Here is a 14997-nt window from a genome sequence, read left to right on the forward strand (position 1 = left end):
GCCCCCCGCCCCCCCCACCAGCCGCGCTGCGCCCCCACGCCACCTCTTGATCATCTTTGGGCCATAGATGAGTTGATCTTGGATTGGAGATTTGAGCGTCACTCCCCGTAGAGAGAGGAACGCTCAAATGAAGCGAACGATCATTGGGACGGTGGCGCTCGGTCTGACGGGTCTCGTCCTGAGCGGGACACCGGCGCAGGCGGCGTCGTCGTACGTGTCGTACAAGAACAGCGCGACGCACAAGTGCCTGAGCGTCAACGGCAAGCGCCAGGCCTACGTCGCCCGCTGCACCAACGGCCGCGCCCAGAAGTGGACCCGCCTGGCCTTTCCGGGCGGTCACGCGATCCGCAACCAGGCGACCGGCTACTGCCTGACCATGGTCGACTCACGCGCGAAGACCAGGGCCGTGGTGGTCCGCCCGTGCGAGCACTTCACCTACCAGTACTGGGCGCCGAACGCCTCGCACGGGCAGCAGATCATGAACGAGTGGGGACCCGGCGGATACCTGCGCGCGACGGCGAAGGGCGCCGTGTACGTCGGCGGGTCCTCGACGGTGGCCCAGCGGAGCTGGACCCTCAGGTGAGGCCCCCGCAGCCCTGAGATCCGGTCGGAGCCGCCGCGGGCAGTCGGCCGCGTAGACGATCGGCGGCCACGCTCGCGCCAAGGTGACTGGTGGGCGTGGCCGTGGACGCGGTGGCTCCTCCGGACCGGGCACCACGGGCCCCGGCGAGCCGCTCAAGGAACGGATCTACGCGGCATCACCAGGCTTGCCGTGGTGGTCAGCTTAGAGAGTCTCGGTCACGGGACGGCGGCCGCCAAGGTGGGCGGGAACAGAGGTGAGCGCCGCCACCACGAGCACGGTTGCGAGCACCAGCCCGATCAGCTGCCAGGGCACGGGAAGCGTGGCCTTGTCGCTGTCGCCGCCGGTGATCGTGTTGATGGCGGCGAACAGCAGGAAGCCTCCCGGGAAGACACCCATGACGGCGCCAAGGAGCGCGGGCAGCACCTGCGCGGTCGCCAGGGCGACGGTCACTTCACGAGGGGTTGCGCCGAGGGCGCGTGCCAGCGCCGACGCATGCCGGTTGTCGAGCACCGTCGCCCAGGTGATGACGATGGCGTTGACCGCCGCCAGGGAGAGCAGGATGACCGTCCAGACGAGGAGCACGTGCCGCAGCACCGCCACCTGAGTTTCGGTGTATGCGCCGGTGCCTGGCTGGTCGCCGAGGAAGGCGTTGAGCACCATCAAGACGTAGTTCCCGCTGACCGTGATCGCGATGCTGACCACACCCAGTGCCACCCGTCGCGGCCGGCGGGCGGCGACCCGCAGAGCGAGCAGCAGCGGGACGGGCAGTCGCGCCGAGAGAGTGATCAGCCAACCGGTGCGGCGAGGTGGGCGTGCCGCGTCGGCCAGCGCGCTGACGGTGCTGGAGCGGGCCGCGCGCACGGCCGGAACAGCGGTCGCCACCACGGCGACGCCGAGTGCCACGGCGGTCACCAGACCGATCGTGGACCAGGTCAACGACGCCGTCCCCGCGCTGCCGACGAGGCCCGCGCTCGACTCGGTGAGCAACGGAGCGGTCAGCGCTCCGATCGTCAGCCCGGCCGCGGCCGCGACGACGGCCACCAGGAGATACTCCGCCAGCAGCACGGCAGCGACCAGACCCGGTGTGCCACCGACTGCCTTGAGGAGTCCGACGCGTCGAGTCTGATCGGCCATCCGGCCGCCGACCAGCACCGAAAGACTGGCCACAGCGAGCAGGCCGAGCAGCCAGGCGCCGATCAGCAACAGGATCTGGGAGTCCCGGGCCAGGTCGGTGGCGTCGGCGAGGATGCTCTCCCAGCTCTGCATCGGCATGGCGCCGCCATGATCGCCGCCGGTCCGGTCGACGAATGCCTGGGCTTTGTCCGGGTTGGCCAGCTTCAGGTTCATCACGTAGGACAGGGAGCTTCGGTCCGAGGCGAGGCTCCGCACATCCGCCTGGGTGAGCCAGACCAGCCCGGGATTGTGCAGCAACCCCGCCGGCAGGTCCCGGTCGTCGGGGATGGCGCCGTTGATGCAGCCGGCGGAGACGATGCAGGACGCGCCGGGATAGGGCGGCATGGCGGCGGTGACGGCGACGCCGACGACCTTGAACGACCTACCGCCCAGGGTGACCGAGTCGCCGACGCCCACATCGAGTGAGTCGGCGAAGGCGGCCTCGAGCACCACGCCGCCGTCGCTGACCCAACTGCCCTGCGTCACCTCGGGCTGGTCGACCGCCGCGATAGTGGCGTCACGCCCTTCGACCTGCACGTCCGACGTCCGGTCGGATACCTCGAGCTTCCCCGCGATGACGGAGTACGGTCCGCTGTGCTCGGTGACGCCGGAGGCGGTGGCCAGTTTCTCGAGGTCGGCGAGGTCGGTGACCCGGCCGACGTTGGCGACCACGTCAGGTCCCTTGGTCGCCGCCCGGGTGCTCTCGTACGGGTCGCTGGCCGCGTCGCGCAGGACGAGCCCGAGCGTCAGCGTCGTGGTGGCGGCCAGGATGGCGAGCAGCAGAAGCGCGGCCTCGGTGCGACGCCGCCGAAGGTCTCGCAGGGCGAGACGGAGCACGAGGAGGATGCTGCCCATTCGGTCAGTCCTCCAGCCCGGCGAGCGCGCCGTCGCGCATCGAGAACTTCCGGTCCGCGGTGGCCGCGATCCGCGCGTCGTGGGTGACGATGATCAGTGTCTGCCCGGCATCGTGCAGGTCCTTGAAGAGCTGGAGGACGTCCAGGGTGGCGGCGCTGTCCAGATTTCCGGTCGGTTCGTCGGCGAGGACGACCAGCGGCTCATTGCTCAGCGCCCGGGCGACCGCGACCCGCTGCCGCTGGCCGCCCGACAGCGCGGAGGGCAGGAACCGCGATCGGCCGGCGAGCCCGAGCTGATCCAGCAGCTCCTCCGCTCGCCGCCGGGCGGCCCGGGGCGAGCGTCCGGCCAGCAGCGCCGACAGCTCGACGTTCTCCACGGCGGTGAGCTCCTCCATCAGGTGGAAGGACTGGAAGACGTAGCTGACGTCGGTCCGCCGCATCCGGGCCAGGGCCTTCTCGCTGATGTCGTCGATGCGCCGGCCGTTCAGCCGCACCTCTCCACCCGAGGGCCGGTCCAGCCCGCCGAGCAGGTGCAGCAGCGTGGACTTTCCGCAGCCGCTCGGCCCCGTGATCGCCACCGTCTCTCCGTTGACGACGTCGAGATCGACCCCGTCGACGGCGCGCACCAATCCTTCCCCCTTGCCGTACTCCTTCCGCAGCCCGAGGGCACGAAGCACGGGCGTGTCGGCGGCGTTGCTCACGATCCACTCCTTCGATAGGTCCAGTTCTGCTTACGTGTCTCGAGCCGGCGCAGGTCCGCCTGAAGCCGGAACGATGCGCTCCGGCAACAGCGCTGCGGCCGAGCGGTCCGGCTCGGCCATGGCGGCGCGCCGGGTGTCGGCGAGGGTGAGGGGGCGGCCAGCCCGGCCGCTGCGGCAAGCGCGTCAAACAAGCGCAAGCGCCTTGGCCACGCCCGGGTCACGCCCGATGGCCAGGTCGAGCGCGGTCATGGGTGCATAGTGGTCGACCGGCACGCCGATCGTGTCGATGATTTCGCGGTCGGGCTGCGGGGTCGAGCTGCGATCCGCCCCGCTGGGCCGACACGCCCACGATGCCCGTTCCGGTTGACCCGCCCTCCGGCGGTGGCCCCGTGCTGGTGGTGCAGCCCCCGCCTGGGGTGGTGGCCGATGGGGACGCCGGCTTCGGCTGGGGCTTCGGGGCCGATGCAAGCGCGGACGCGGGTGCGGACATGGAGCAGGCCGTCGCCAGGGCGGCGGCGCAGAGGGCTTTGATCATGGCCGCCAGCGTGGCCTGAAGCGGGTTGCAGGATCGTGAACGGATCCGTTAACGCCGTTGTTACGCCGGTTCGGGTACGAACGTCGGCATGCGGGTTCTGGTGGCCGAAGACGAACGCGACCTGGCCGATCTCGTGGCGGTGGGGTTGCGCCGCCATGCCATGGCCGTTGACGTGGTGTACGACGGGGCCGCCGCGGTGGAGCGGCTGGCGGTGCACGACTACGACGTTCTCGTGCTGGATCGGGACCTGCCCGAGATGCACGGCGACCTCGTGTGCCGTGAGCTGGTGGCGCGCGGAAGCCGTACGCGGATCCTGATGATGACGGCGGCGGCGTCGGTGCCGGAGCGAGTCGCGGGTCTCGGGATGGGGGCCGACGACTACCTGCCCAAACCGTTCGACTACACCGAGCTGGTCGCACGGGTGCAGGCGCTGGGGCGGCGCAGCCAGTCGCAGGTACCGCCGGTGCTGACGCGTCACGGAATCGTGCTCGACACTCACCGGCTGCAAGCCTCGCGGGACGGGCGGCACCTGCGCCTGTCGCTCAAGGAGTTCGCCGTCCTTGAGGTGCTGATGAGGGCCGACGGCGCGGTCGTGAGCTCCGAACGGCTGCTTGAAGAGGCATGGGACGAGAACGCCGATCCGTTCACCACGGTGGTGCGGGTCCTGGTCAGCCGCCTGCGGGCCAAGCTGGGCGCCCCGCCGTGCATTCAGACGGTTCCCGGTGCGGGATACCTGCTGTGACGACGATCCGGGTACGGCTCACGCTGATCTACTCCGGACTGTTCCTGCTGACCTCGGTCGTGTTGCTGGTCACGGTCAACCTCCTGCTGCGCCAGACGCTGGACGCGCGGATCGCCCGGCTGCCAGGGGGAGCGGTGGCGCCGACGCGGGGGGTGCCGGGCGATCGGCCGCCGCCGCTGCCGCAGCTGCCCGAGCTAGTGAACGACGTGATCGGCTACCAGTGGCAGGTGACCGCGTTGACGGTCGGGATCCTGGCGCTGGTCTCGTTGGTCGTCGGATGGCTGGTCGCCGGGCGAATTCTGAGGCCCATCCACCGGATCACCGCCACCGCGCAGCGGCTGTCCCTGTCGACCCTGCACGAACGGATCGCGCTCGCCGGACCGAAGGACGAGCTGAAGGAACTGGCCGACACCTTCGACGCGATGCTCGACCGGCTCGAACGCTCCGTCGCGGGGCAGCGGCGGTTCATCGCGAACGCATCCCACGAGTTGCGGACCCCGCTGGCCGTCCAGCGGGCGGCGATCGAGATCGGGCTCCCCGAGGACGTCGGCGAGATCCGCGGCACGCTCCTGCTTCACAACCGCCGCGCGGAGAACCTCATCGACGCCTTGCTGGTCCTGGCCCAGGCGGAACACGGCCTGGACAACAGGAGTCCGGTGGCCTTGGACCAGGTGGTACGGCTCGTCCTGGCGGAGAGGGGTTCGGACGGCGTCACCGTGACACAGCGGGCAGAGCCGTTCGTCGTCGATGGGGACCCTGTCCTGCTGAATCGGCTCGTCACCAACCTCCTCGACAACGCGGTTCGCTACAACCATCCCGGCGGAACCGTTGGGGTAACGCTCTCCCGTGGAGTGTTGACGGTCCGTAACACCGGCCCGCACGTGCCCCAGGAACGTTTCGGCGATCTCTTCGAGCCCTTCCGGCGGCTGCAAACGACCCGTGGACAGGGCGCCGGCCTCGGGTTGTCGATCGTCGCGGCGATCGCGAAGGCTCACGGGGCCGACGTGCGAGCGAACCCCCACCCGGGTGGCGGGTTGGAGCTCGTCGTGGTTTTCCCGGGAGCTGACGATGCGGTGGATGCGGTGCCTGCACCGACGACCGTGGCCGGTGCTGATCCCCGAGCGCGAGCCTGATGATCGGGCAGTGTGGGGTGCCTGACTCGATCTCGGCCCACGGTCGGCGTGGCCGCGGAGCAAGAACCGGACGGCGCGGACCAAGCCGACCGGTCTGCCGGGCGTGGCCGTGACGCAGCGGCTCGCCCGGCTCTCCGGAGCGGAGTTCGACGCCTGCTGGGCGTCGGTCGAGACGCTGGATCCGCTGTGCTCGTTCGACCGGGCGCGGCGTACGAAGTTGAAAATTCCCTGAGAAGCCGAGCAACCTTGACGGCCCATCGAGCATCTCCACTCATGAGGCCAACGATCATGAGTGCTCACCGCGCTCATCGGAGCTCGGGGAGAGCCGATGGAGACCAAGAACCGGCACCGGTTGCCCGTACTGATCGCCGGGGCGGTCGTCGTGGGCGGCGTCGCCGTCGGCGTGACCGCCGTCGCGCCCTCCAGCCCCACGTCCACCGCCACGGCCGCCGCCGCTTCGAAGGTGACCGCCGCGGCACCGTCGCCGCGGCCGGCCGCCGTGAACGTGCCCGTCGTCCCGGCGAGAAACGCACCGGTGAGCGCCGGCCGCGACGCGCGGCTCTGCGCGTCCAAGCATGGCGAGTACCACGGCGCGGTGCTGAGGACCTTCCCCGTCGTCGGTGACATGGGGGCGTCGCGGGGCGAGCGCGGCGGCACCCTCACCGTCATGTGGTCCCGCGTGTGCCGCACCGCGTGGGTCCAGGTGACGAAGGACGCGCGGCACGACGGGCGGGCGTACGGCACCAACGCCTGGATCGCCACGTACGCCACAGCGCCCACGGATCACTCGAAGCAGGCCGAGGACTACCGAGAGGCCACCACCCGCGCGGTGCTCTCCACGAAGGCGGTGCCCCTCCTCGCGCACGGCCGGATCGAGGCAGAGGCCGGGTGGGCCGGGAACGACTTCAGCTTCAACACCGTCCACACCATCCTCTACTGACGCCGGAGGGCGGCCAACTCCCGTACGACGTGGGCGAAGCCGTGGACCAGCGGGTTGTCCGTGGCATCGGGCCAGGCGAGGGCGACCCGGAGCGGTTCGACGTCGGTGAGCGGCACCCAGGCCAGGTCGGGGCGGGCGTAGTAGCGGGCCATGCTGGCGGGCGCGAAGCAGATCGCGGCGCCCTCAGCGACCTGTTCCAGCATCTCCTCGACGTTGTCGTTGGTCGGTCCCCAGCGCGGGACCGAGCCGTCCGGCCTGGGGTTGACCGCCCACCAGTCGACCCACGCGCGCGGCGCGCGTTCGGTCCACATCAGCGGCTCGTCCTTGACGTCGAGGATCGACATCCCCGTACGGTCGGCGAGCGGGTGGCCGACGGGCAGGCCGACCACGCGGGCCTCGGTGTGGACGATCTCGCTGCGCATCCCGGACAGGTCGGCGGGCAGCCAGACGAACGCCACGTCGACGCGGCCGTCCCGCAGCGCCACCGCCTCCTCGCCCCAGTCGAACCGTTTGGGCTCGACCCGTACGCCGGGGTGGCGGCGGGCGAACTCCGCGCGAGCGCGCGTGGTCAGCTCACCCGCGCCGCTGGCCTCGAAGCCCACCCGCAGCACCCCGGTCGCGCCTCGGCGGTGGCGTTCGGCGGCGGCGGTGACGCGTTCGGCCTGCTGGAGCGTACGGCGGGCCTCGGTGATGATGTCGCGGCCGGCGGGGGTGGCGGTGACGCCCCCGGCGTGCCGGTCGAACAGCCGCACGCCGAACTCCGCCTCCAGGCTCTTGAGGGCGTACGAGAGGGCGGGCTGGCTGACGTACAGCCGCTCGGCGGTACGGCCGAGGTTCCCCTCGTCGTCGATCGCCACCAGGTAGCGCAACTGGCGTAGCTCCACGCTGCGATGATAAACGCTCTTTATGGCTCAAACGATCTTCTGTCTTGGACGGCCCGCGTCCCCCGCTGGCATAACGGAGGCATCCCACCTCGACAGGAGTTCGTGAGATGAGCATTGAGAGCACACGTACGGCGAGCGGCCGGGTCTGGTTGATCACCGGGGCCTCCTCCGGCTTCGGCCGGGCGATCGCCGAGGCGGCGCTGGCGGCCGGTGACACCGTCGTGGCCGCCGCCCGCAGGCCCGAATCGCTGGACGACCTGGTCGCCGCCCACCCCGACCGGGTGAACGCCGTCCGGCTGGACGTCACGGACACGGCGCGGGTCTCCGCCGTCGTCGCGGAGGTGATGCTCTGGTACGGCCGGATCGACGTCCTGGTCAACAACGCCGGCCGGGGCCTGGTCGGGGCCGCCGAGGAGACCACCGACACCGAACTGCGCGACCTGATGGACCTGCACTTCTTCGGCCCGGCGGCGCTCACCCGGGCGGTGCTGCCGCACATGCGCGACCAGGGGGCGGGCGCCATCGTGCAGATGAGCAGCATGGGCGGCCGGATGTCGTTCGCCGGCGTGCCCGCCTACTCGGCGACCAAGTTCGCGCTCGAGGGATTCACCGAGGCCCTCGCCCAGGAGGTCGCTCCGTTCGGCATCAAGACGATGATCGTCGAGCCGGGTGCGTTCCGGACCGCCTTCTCCGGCAGCGGCACGCTCCAGGAGTCGGCGGCCCTGCCCGCGTACGCCGACATCGTCGGCCCCGTCCGCAAGCTCCAGGCCGACCTCGACGGCCGGCAGCCGGGCGACCCCGCGAAGGCCGCCGCAGCCATTCTCGCCGCGCTCGACGCCGAGCAGACCCCGCTCCGCCTCGCGCTGGGCAACGACGCGGCCGACGCGATCACTGCCTCGCTCGACGCCGCCCGCGCGGAGTTCCTCGCATGGGAGCAGGTTTCGCGCGGCACCGACTTCGACGACGCCTGATCGCTCGTTGTCGACCTTGGGAGAATCGCCCTTCATCCGCCGGCGGAAACGGCGATTCTCCCAAGGTCAACACGCTCCTTCGCCGATGAGTTTCGGGTGGTCGGTGGGTCTGCATGTGAGGGGTCGTCCGTGCGGCGGCCTCGCACCGACCGAGCGAAGGAGTCTCGATGAGCCAGATGATCGACCTCGGGCCCGCCGCGAAGCGGATGTCCGAGCTGCTCGCGGCCGTTCCCGGCGACCGGCTGACCGCGCCGACGCCGTGCGCGGACTACACGCTCGCCGACCTGATCGACCATGTCGGCGGCCTGTCCATCGGCCTGGCTGCCAGCGCCCGCAAGGATCTCGGTCCGCTGACGTCCGGCGGCGGTTCCGGGGACGCGGCGCGGCTCGGCGCGGACTGGCGTGCCCGCATCCCCGAGGATCTCGCCGCCCTCGCCGAGGCGTGGCGGGACCCGGACGCGTGGCAGGGCATGACCCAGGCCGGCGGCGTGACGCTCCCGGCTGACGTCATGGGCGGCGTCGTCCTGGACGAACTCGTCGTCCACGGCTGGGACGTCGCGCGGTCGATCGGGCGACCGTACGACTGCGACGACCGGGAGGTCGACGCGTGCCTGCGGTTCGTCTCGACGGTCGCCACACCGGATCCGATCGCCGCGGCCAAGGGCCCGTTCGGGCCGGTCGCCGAGGTCCCGGCCGACGCTTCGCCGCTCGACCGTCTCCTCGGGCTGACCGGCCGCGACCCCTCATGGCGGTCGCCGGTGCATTAGCCGCCGGGCGGATGGGGACCGCGTCGGTCAGAACAGCGAGGGCGTCAGCATCCACAACAGCTCGGCGTCCTCGTCCGCAGACGGGTTGCGCCAGCTCTTCACGTTCTCCCGTCCGGTGAAGGTCAGGGAGTCCCCGGCCCTCAGCAGGAAGACCTCGCCGTCGAGGGTGATCTCGAACTCCCCCCGCGTGACGTGGATGAACTGCGCGTCCGAACGGGTGCGGTAGGGCGGATCCCCGTCGTCTTCGCTGTTCCCGCCCGGTGCCACGGTCGACTGAAGGACCTGGATGCTCCGGTTCGCGCGGGGGGTGAGCAGGAAGTCCCGCACTCCCGTGCCGCCGAAGTGCATCGCGGGCCTGTCGGCGGCCGGCACCAGCCCGGACTCCTCGTCGTCGAACAGGTCTCCCACCCGGACGCCGAGCACCTCGCAGATCCGCAGCAGCGAGGCGACCGACACGTTGGCCCGATCGCGCTCGACCTGGGACAGGAATCCCTTGGTCAGCCCGGTGGCCTGGGCGAGCTGTTCGATCGTCAGCTCCCGTCGCCGTCGCTCACGCCGCAACCGGGCTCCGATCCGCGGTCGGACGTCGGAGGCCGACCCGGAGTCACGGTCGCCGCGCGGCTCGGATTCGTCGGTGGCCATCACACCCCCAGAGATTTCTATTGGCAAACTTAGTTTAGTCACGACATACTTCCCCGGACGGTCCGCCGTCTCGTTCGGAGACGCCATGCTCTCGCAGACCACCCCGTCGCCACCGACGTGGAGCGTGGCGTGGCCGGACCGCCGCGCAGGCCGACCGATGTGAGACCCCGAGAAGGGAAGAGACATGGCACCGCGAACCACCCCCGAGGTCCGGATCGAGCCGTGGGGCGAGAGCGACCTCGACCTGCTCCGGTGCCTCAACGCGCCCGAGATGACGGAGCACCTCGGCGGCCCGGAGACCGAGGAGAAGGTCCTCGTCCGGCACCGGCGCTACCTGGAGCCGGGAGAAGAGGGCTCCGGGGCGATGTTCCGCGTCGTGGTGCTTCCTGAGCGAGAGGCCGTCGGGAACATCGGGTACTGGGAGCGCGAGTGGCGAGGCGAGACGGTGTACGAGACCGGCTGGGGCATCGTGCCGGAGTTCGGCGGGCGGGGCCTGGCCACGGCGGCGGGACGTCTCGTCGTCGAACGCGCCCGCGCCGAGGGCCGGCATCGGTTCCTGCACGCGTACCCGTCCGTCGACCATCCCGCCTCCAACGCGATCTGCCGGAAGCTCGGCTTCACCCTGCTCGGCGCGTGCGACTTCGAGTATCCGCCGGGTCGCCCGATGCGCTGCAACGACTGGCGTCTCGAACTCCGGCCCGAACGATGAGATCGAACAGACGTTTGAAAAAACCGCGTACACTCCTCGTATGACGGGCGCTTTCCAGGCGTCGCTGCTGGACTTCGACGACGAGATCGGCCTCGGCCCGCTCGGCTCGTCGGTGCACCGGACGCCGCTCGACCACGGGGCGTGGATCGATGTGCGCCGGGGCTGGGTGACCGGCGCCGACACGCTCTTCGAACGGCTGCGGGACACCGTGCCGTGGCACGCCGAACGGCGGCACATGTACGACCGGGTGGTCGACGTGCCCCGCCTGCTGAAGTTCTACGACGAGGGCGAGCGGCTGCCCGACCCGGCGCTCGACGACGCCAAGCGAGCACTCGACGCGCACTACGCCGCCGAACTCGGCGAGCCGTTCCGCACGGCCGGGCTGTGCTTCTACCGCGACGGGCGCGACAGCGTCGCCTGGCACGGCGACACGATCGGGCGCGGCAGCACGCACGACACCATGGTGGCGATCATCTCGATCGGCACGCCGCGCGCGCTGACGCTCCGCCCGCGCGGCGGCGGCACGGCCCTGCGGTTCGACCTCGGCCACGGCGACCTCATCGTCATGGGCGGCAGTTGCCAGCGCACCTGGGAGCACGCCATCCCGAAGACCGCCCGGCCCTGCGGGCCCCGCATCAGCATCCAGTTCCGTCCGCGCGGTGTCCGCTGACGGCGGCACCCGCTCGCGGTGTCCGCTGACCTAACATCGCGCATAGGCGGGCAAAAGCGGGACATACTCGGTGTGTCCCCAATCCTCCGGAGGAGCAATGGCCTGGCTGGGCGCCCTCGTTCTCTTCGTCGGCGCGGTCCTGACCTTCGCGGTCGGCGGTGACGTCGGAGGCCTCGACGCCACCACGATCGGCATCGTCGGGATGACCGTCGGCGGTGTCCTGCTCGTCATCGGCATCGTGCGGCTCCGCCGGCGCCCTCGGCCGTCCGGAGCACGATCTCCCTCCGGGGCGATCCGGGGCGGCGTGCAGGCGCGCGTACAGGACCAGGTGTACCGGACGAGCAAGGGCAAGATCATCGCGATGATCGCCGTCGTCATCTACATCCTGTCGCCCGTCGACCTCATCCCGGACGTCTTCCTGCCCGTCGGCATCATCGACGACGGCACGGCGTTCGCCTGGCTACTGTTCGCGATCGGCCAGGAGGTCTCCCGGAAGCGCCGGAGCGCGCTGCCGGCCCGTGAGCGATGACCGGCCGGTCGAGGAACCCGCGCGGTACCGGCCCGGCGCGGTCGCGAACTCCCGCTTGAACGCCCGGGCGAAGGCGAACTCCGACGTGTACCCGGTGCGTTCGGCCACCGAGCGCAGCGGCAGGTCGGTGTCGCGGAGGAGCCGCGCCGCGATCGTCATCCGCCACCACGTGAGGTAGGCCAGCGGCGGCGATCCGACCATCGCCGTGAAGCGCCGGGCGAAGGCCGCCCGCGACAGCCCCGCCCGGGCGGCGAGCGACTCGACGGTCCACGGCCAGGCGGGGTCCTCGTGGACGGCTCGCAGCGCGCCCGCGACGGCGGGATCGCGCAGCGCGGCGCCCCAGCCGGCGGTCACCTCGTCGGGCTGGTCCTCGTAGTACGCGCGAAGGATGTACAGCAGGAGCAGGTCCAGCAGCCCGGACAGCGCGGCGTCCCCGCCGGGGCGGGGGCGGGCGCCGAGTTCGTGGCCCAGCAGGTCGATCGCGGCGCGTAGCGCGGGATGCCGCCCGACACGGGCGGGCAGGTGAACGACGTCGGGCAGGTCCGTCAGCAGCGGGTGGGCGCGGGAGTGATCCAGGCGGTACGCGCCGCACAGCATCTCGGTCCGGGCGCCGGACCCGTCGCCCGCGTCCACGCCCAGGGCGAGGCCGTCGCCGTCGAGCGGCAGGTCGTCGTAGGCGAGGCGGACGTCGGCCAAGCGCCGCGACGGGGAGTCTGCGATCCCGTGACCGAGCTCGCGCGGCAGGAAGACCACGTCGCCGACGCTCAGCGCGATGGGCTCGCCGCGTGCCGGGATCAGCCAGCAGGAACCCTGCAGGATCACGTGGAACCCGGCGCCCTCCTGCGGCTGGAACCGGATCCCCCACGGGGCACGCAGCCGGGTCCGCGACGAGTGCGGCCGGCCCGTGCGCATCACCGCGACCGCGTCGCTCAGCACGTCCATGCACCAACCGTACGGCTCGCCCGATCTCGGCGAGACGATCGGACATGGAACGCGGACGCACGGGCATGGGATCGGTCTCTCGTGATTCCTACGGTGATTCCCGGGCGAGGTCGCGGACCGCCGCGGCCCGCCCGAGACCTTCAGGGAGAACGAGATGAGAATCGCCGTCTACGGGGCCAGTGGATTCACCGGCCGGCTCGCCGTCACCGAGGTACTTCGCAGGGGCATGACCCCCGTCCTGGTCGGCCGGAACGAGGAACGCCTGCGCAAGGCCACGGTGGAGGCCGGAGGCGGGGACGTCCGCGTCGCGGGCCTGGACGACCCCGCGGCACTGGCCGGCGCGTTCGGCGACTGCGACGCGGTGGTCAACTGCGCGGGGCCGTTCACCTCACAGGGCGAGCCCGTGGTGCGCGCCGCCATCGCCGCGGGCCGGCACTATGTCGACACCACCGGCGAGCAGCGGTACATCAACTGGATCCTGGCGGCGTACGACGCCGACGCCGAACGCGCCGGAGTCGCGGTCGTTCCGGGACTCGCCGACGACGGCGGCCCCGGCGACCTGATCGCGCACCTGACGGCCGAGCGGGTCTCACCGGTCGCGGAGCTGCTCATCGCCGACATGCGGCGTCCCGGTGCGGTCTCACGCGGGACCGCGCGAACGATGGCGGAGGTGTTCGCCGAAGGGCCGCTCGACTACGTCGACGGCGCCTGGGTCCCGGCCGGTGACGACGCGCCCGCGTCGCTCGCCGTACCCGGCGCGGACGAGGAGGTGCCGGTCACTTCGTTCCCGCTGCCGGGGGTCGCCACCGTGCCGCGCCACGTGACGGCGCGCCGAGTCCGGAGCGTCGTGGCGGCCGAGGTGGCCGCGGCGTTCCTGGCGCTGACGCCGGACGTCGTGGAAAGCATCCCCGAGACGCCGGACGAGGACGCCCGCCGCGCCGCCCGGTGGCTCATGGTCGCCCAGGCCGAGGACGGCCGGGGCGGCCGCGCTCGCGGCTGGGTCACCGGCCCGGATCCGTACAGGCTCACCGCGGTGATCGCCGTGGAGGGGGCCCGGCGGCTCGCCGCCGACGAGGGCCGGGTCTCCGGCGAGAGGCGGGCGGGAGCGCTGGCCCCGGCTCAGGCGTTCGACCCGGCGGATTTCCTCGACTTCCTCGCCCCGCACGACGTCACCTGGCAGGTCACCGGGTCGTGACGGTCAGAGCGTGACGACCCGGTAGTGAGTGGTCAGCCGCCCCTCGTCGTCCAGGACGTGGAAGGCGAGCGCGGGAGGGATGTCGAGGTCGACGAGGCCGTCCGTGTCCGTCCCCCACGTGCCCGTCTCCCAGGGCAGGCGGGTGGTGGAGACGACCCCGGGCGCGACCAGCAGCGGCCGGCCCGCGAACGCCGTCGCCGCCGGGGTGTGGGCGTGGCCGCACAGGACGGCGACGACGTCCGGGTGACGGCCGATGAGCCCGGCGAGCCGGTCCTCGCCGAACTGCCGGATCCCGTCGACGTACGGGGCGTGCAGGACGACGGGCGGGTGGTGGAAGACGACGAACACCGGCGTTCCGGGCGGTGTCTCGACGAGCACCCCCTCCAGCCAGGTCAGGGTCTCGTCGTCGAGACGGCCGTCGTCCCGCCCCGGGATCGACGAGTCGCACATCGCGAATACCGCCCCCGCGATGCGGTGCGCCTGGTTGACGGGTCCGTCGCCGACCGGCTCGTCGAGAAGCACCTGACGGTACGGGGCGCGGACGTCATGGTTGCCCGGGCAGGTCAGCACCGGATGCCGGGAGGCCAGGAGCCGCCGCGCCTCCTCGTACTCGGCGGGCAGTCCGTGGTCGGCGATGTCCCCGGTGACCAGGATGGCGTCCAGGTCGTACGGCAGCCGGTCGAGGTACGCGAGGACGGCGGCCGTCCGCGCGGTCGCGCGCGGCGTGCCGTCGAGGTGGGTGTCGCTGAGATGCGCAAAGACGATCACACGGCGACCGTACGTGGCGCGTGCGAGGGGTATGCAGCGCCACTATGGGTCAGAAGCCGGCGACCACTTAATAGAACCTACGGAATGGCCCGTGTATTCAGGTTCTGGGGTGGAGGCGGGAGGTCGGGGTGGTTCGGAATACCGGCGGTAGCGAGAGTTCCCTCTGGTCGCTGAGGCGCCGGCGCGGGGCCGGCCTGGCGTTCGTGTCGACCCGAGGTCGGCCACGGGCCGATCGTGGTGCGGGCCTTGATGGGCGCGG

18 protein-coding genes are annotated in these 14997 nt (G+C 71.5%); 12 read left to right on the forward strand and 6 right to left on the reverse strand.

Annotated elements, in window-relative coordinates; genetic code table 11:
* Positions 1-127: 127 nt before the first annotated feature.
* A complete protein-coding gene (locus NE236_RS36535) occupies positions 128-583 on the forward strand; it encodes an RICIN domain-containing protein (RefSeq protein WP_252846829.1) in 456 nt (151 codons plus the stop codon).
* A 201-nt stretch (positions 584-784) separates the two neighbouring features.
* On the opposite strand, the gene NE236_RS36540 is transcribed toward NE236_RS36535, so the two are convergent.
* Together NE236_RS36540 and NE236_RS36545 are read right to left on the reverse strand one after the other, a co-directional pair.
* Positions 785-2611 (reverse strand): ABC transporter permease, encoded by a 1827-nt coding sequence (locus tag NE236_RS36540; protein WP_252846830.1) that lies wholly within the window; start codon positions 2609-2611, stop codon positions 785-787.
* A 4-nt stretch (positions 2612-2615) separates the two neighbouring features.
* The gene (locus NE236_RS36545) at positions 2616-3311 is read right to left on the reverse strand and encodes an ABC transporter ATP-binding protein (RefSeq protein ID WP_252846831.1); all 696 of its coding nucleotides are present in this window, start codon (positions 3309-3311) and stop codon (positions 2616-2618) included.
* 350 nt (positions 3312-3661) lie between these two features.
* Here NE236_RS36545 and NE236_RS36550 point away from each other — a divergent pair, with 350 nt between their 5' ends.
* The 5 genes from NE236_RS36550 to NE236_RS36565 all read left to right on the forward strand — a co-directional run bounded on the left by NE236_RS36550 (position 3662) and on the right by NE236_RS36565 (position 6661).
* On the forward strand, positions 3662-3865 hold the full coding sequence (locus NE236_RS36550) for a hypothetical protein (protein WP_252846832.1): 204 nt from the start codon (positions 3662-3664) through the stop codon (positions 3863-3865).
* A 69-nt stretch (positions 3866-3934) separates the two neighbouring features.
* Positions 3935-4588: a response regulator transcription factor gene (locus NE236_RS36555; protein WP_252846833.1), complete on the forward strand. Its 654-nt coding sequence runs from the start codon at positions 3935-3937 to the stop codon at positions 4586-4588.
* Positions 4585-5721 (forward strand): HAMP domain-containing sensor histidine kinase, encoded by a 1137-nt coding sequence (locus tag NE236_RS36560; RefSeq protein WP_252846834.1) that lies wholly within the window; start codon positions 4585-4587, stop codon positions 5719-5721. Before NE236_RS36555 ends, NE236_RS36560 begins: the two co-directional genes overlap by 4 nt.
* 103 nt (positions 5722-5824) lie before the next feature.
* Positions 5825-5953 carry a hypothetical protein gene (locus NE236_RS44075; RefSeq protein WP_289851346.1) on the forward strand — a complete coding sequence of 43 codons (129 nt, stop codon included), beginning with the start codon at positions 5825-5827 and terminating at the stop codon, positions 5951-5953.
* A gap of 96 nt (positions 5954-6049) precedes the next feature.
* On the forward strand, positions 6050-6661 hold the full coding sequence (locus NE236_RS36565) for a hypothetical protein (RefSeq protein ID WP_252846835.1): 612 nt from the start codon (positions 6050-6052) through the stop codon (positions 6659-6661).
* On the opposite strand, the gene NE236_RS36570 is transcribed toward NE236_RS36565, so the two are convergent.
* Positions 6655-7545 (reverse strand): LysR family transcriptional regulator, encoded by an 891-nt coding sequence (locus NE236_RS36570; RefSeq protein WP_252846836.1) that lies wholly within the window; start codon positions 7543-7545, stop codon positions 6655-6657. The two genes, NE236_RS36565 and NE236_RS36570, sit on opposite strands and share 7 nt — an antisense overlap.
* A gap of 107 nt (positions 7546-7652) precedes the next feature.
* Between NE236_RS36570 and NE236_RS36575 the strand changes: the two genes are divergently transcribed.
* Positions 7653-8516, forward strand: a complete 864-nt coding sequence (locus NE236_RS36575) for an oxidoreductase (protein WP_252846837.1) — start codon at positions 7653-7655, stop codon at positions 8514-8516.
* Positions 8517-8683: 167 nt separating this feature from the next.
* Positions 8684-9283, forward strand: a complete 600-nt coding sequence (locus tag NE236_RS36580; protein WP_252846838.1) for a TIGR03086 family metal-binding protein — start codon at positions 8684-8686, stop codon at positions 9281-9283.
* A 27-nt stretch (positions 9284-9310) separates the two neighbouring features.
* On the opposite strand, the gene NE236_RS36585 is transcribed toward NE236_RS36580, so the two are convergent.
* Positions 9311-9925 (reverse strand): helix-turn-helix domain-containing protein, encoded by a 615-nt coding sequence (locus tag NE236_RS36585; protein WP_252846840.1) that lies wholly within the window; start codon positions 9923-9925, stop codon positions 9311-9313.
* 184 nt (positions 9926-10109) lie between these two features.
* On the opposite strand from NE236_RS36585, the gene NE236_RS36590 reads away from it, so the two are divergent.
* From NE236_RS36590 to NE236_RS36600, 3 genes are all read left to right on the forward strand, one after another.
* Entirely contained in the window at positions 10110-10634 is a 525-nt protein-coding gene (locus NE236_RS36590; protein WP_252846841.1) for a GNAT family N-acetyltransferase, read from the forward strand.
* A 40-nt stretch (positions 10635-10674) separates the two neighbouring features.
* Positions 10675-11304, forward strand: coding sequence for an alpha-ketoglutarate-dependent dioxygenase AlkB (locus NE236_RS36595; RefSeq protein WP_252846842.1), 630 nt, complete (start codon positions 10675-10677; stop codon positions 11302-11304).
* A gap of 97 nt (positions 11305-11401) precedes the next feature.
* Entirely contained in the window at positions 11402-11833 is a 432-nt protein-coding gene (locus tag NE236_RS36600) for a YkvA family protein (RefSeq protein WP_252846844.1), read from the forward strand.
* Here the strand turns inward: NE236_RS36600 and NE236_RS36605 are convergent.
* The gene (locus NE236_RS36605) at positions 11765-12775 is read right to left on the reverse strand and encodes an AraC family transcriptional regulator (RefSeq protein WP_252846846.1); all 1011 of its coding nucleotides are present in this window, start codon (positions 12773-12775) and stop codon (positions 11765-11767) included. The two genes, NE236_RS36600 and NE236_RS36605, sit on opposite strands and share 69 nt — an antisense overlap.
* A 154-nt stretch (positions 12776-12929) precedes the next feature.
* On the opposite strand from NE236_RS36605, the gene NE236_RS36610 reads away from it, so the two are divergent.
* Entirely contained in the window at positions 12930-13970 is a 1041-nt protein-coding gene (locus tag NE236_RS36610; protein WP_252846848.1) for a saccharopine dehydrogenase family protein, read from the forward strand.
* Positions 13971-13973: 3 nt separating this feature from the next.
* Here the strand turns inward: NE236_RS36610 and NE236_RS36615 are convergent, their stop codons facing one another.
* Complete coding sequence (locus NE236_RS36615; RefSeq protein WP_252846850.1) at positions 13974-14738, reverse strand: metallophosphoesterase; 765 nt, start codon at positions 14736-14738, stop codon at positions 13974-13976.
* Positions 14739-14997 lie beyond the last annotated feature (259 nt).

The organism is Actinoallomurus purpureus, assembly GCF_024055795.1.
In the GTDB taxonomy this organism is placed as follows: domain Bacteria; phylum Actinomycetota; class Actinomycetes; order Streptosporangiales; family Streptosporangiaceae; genus Actinoallomurus; species Actinoallomurus purpureus.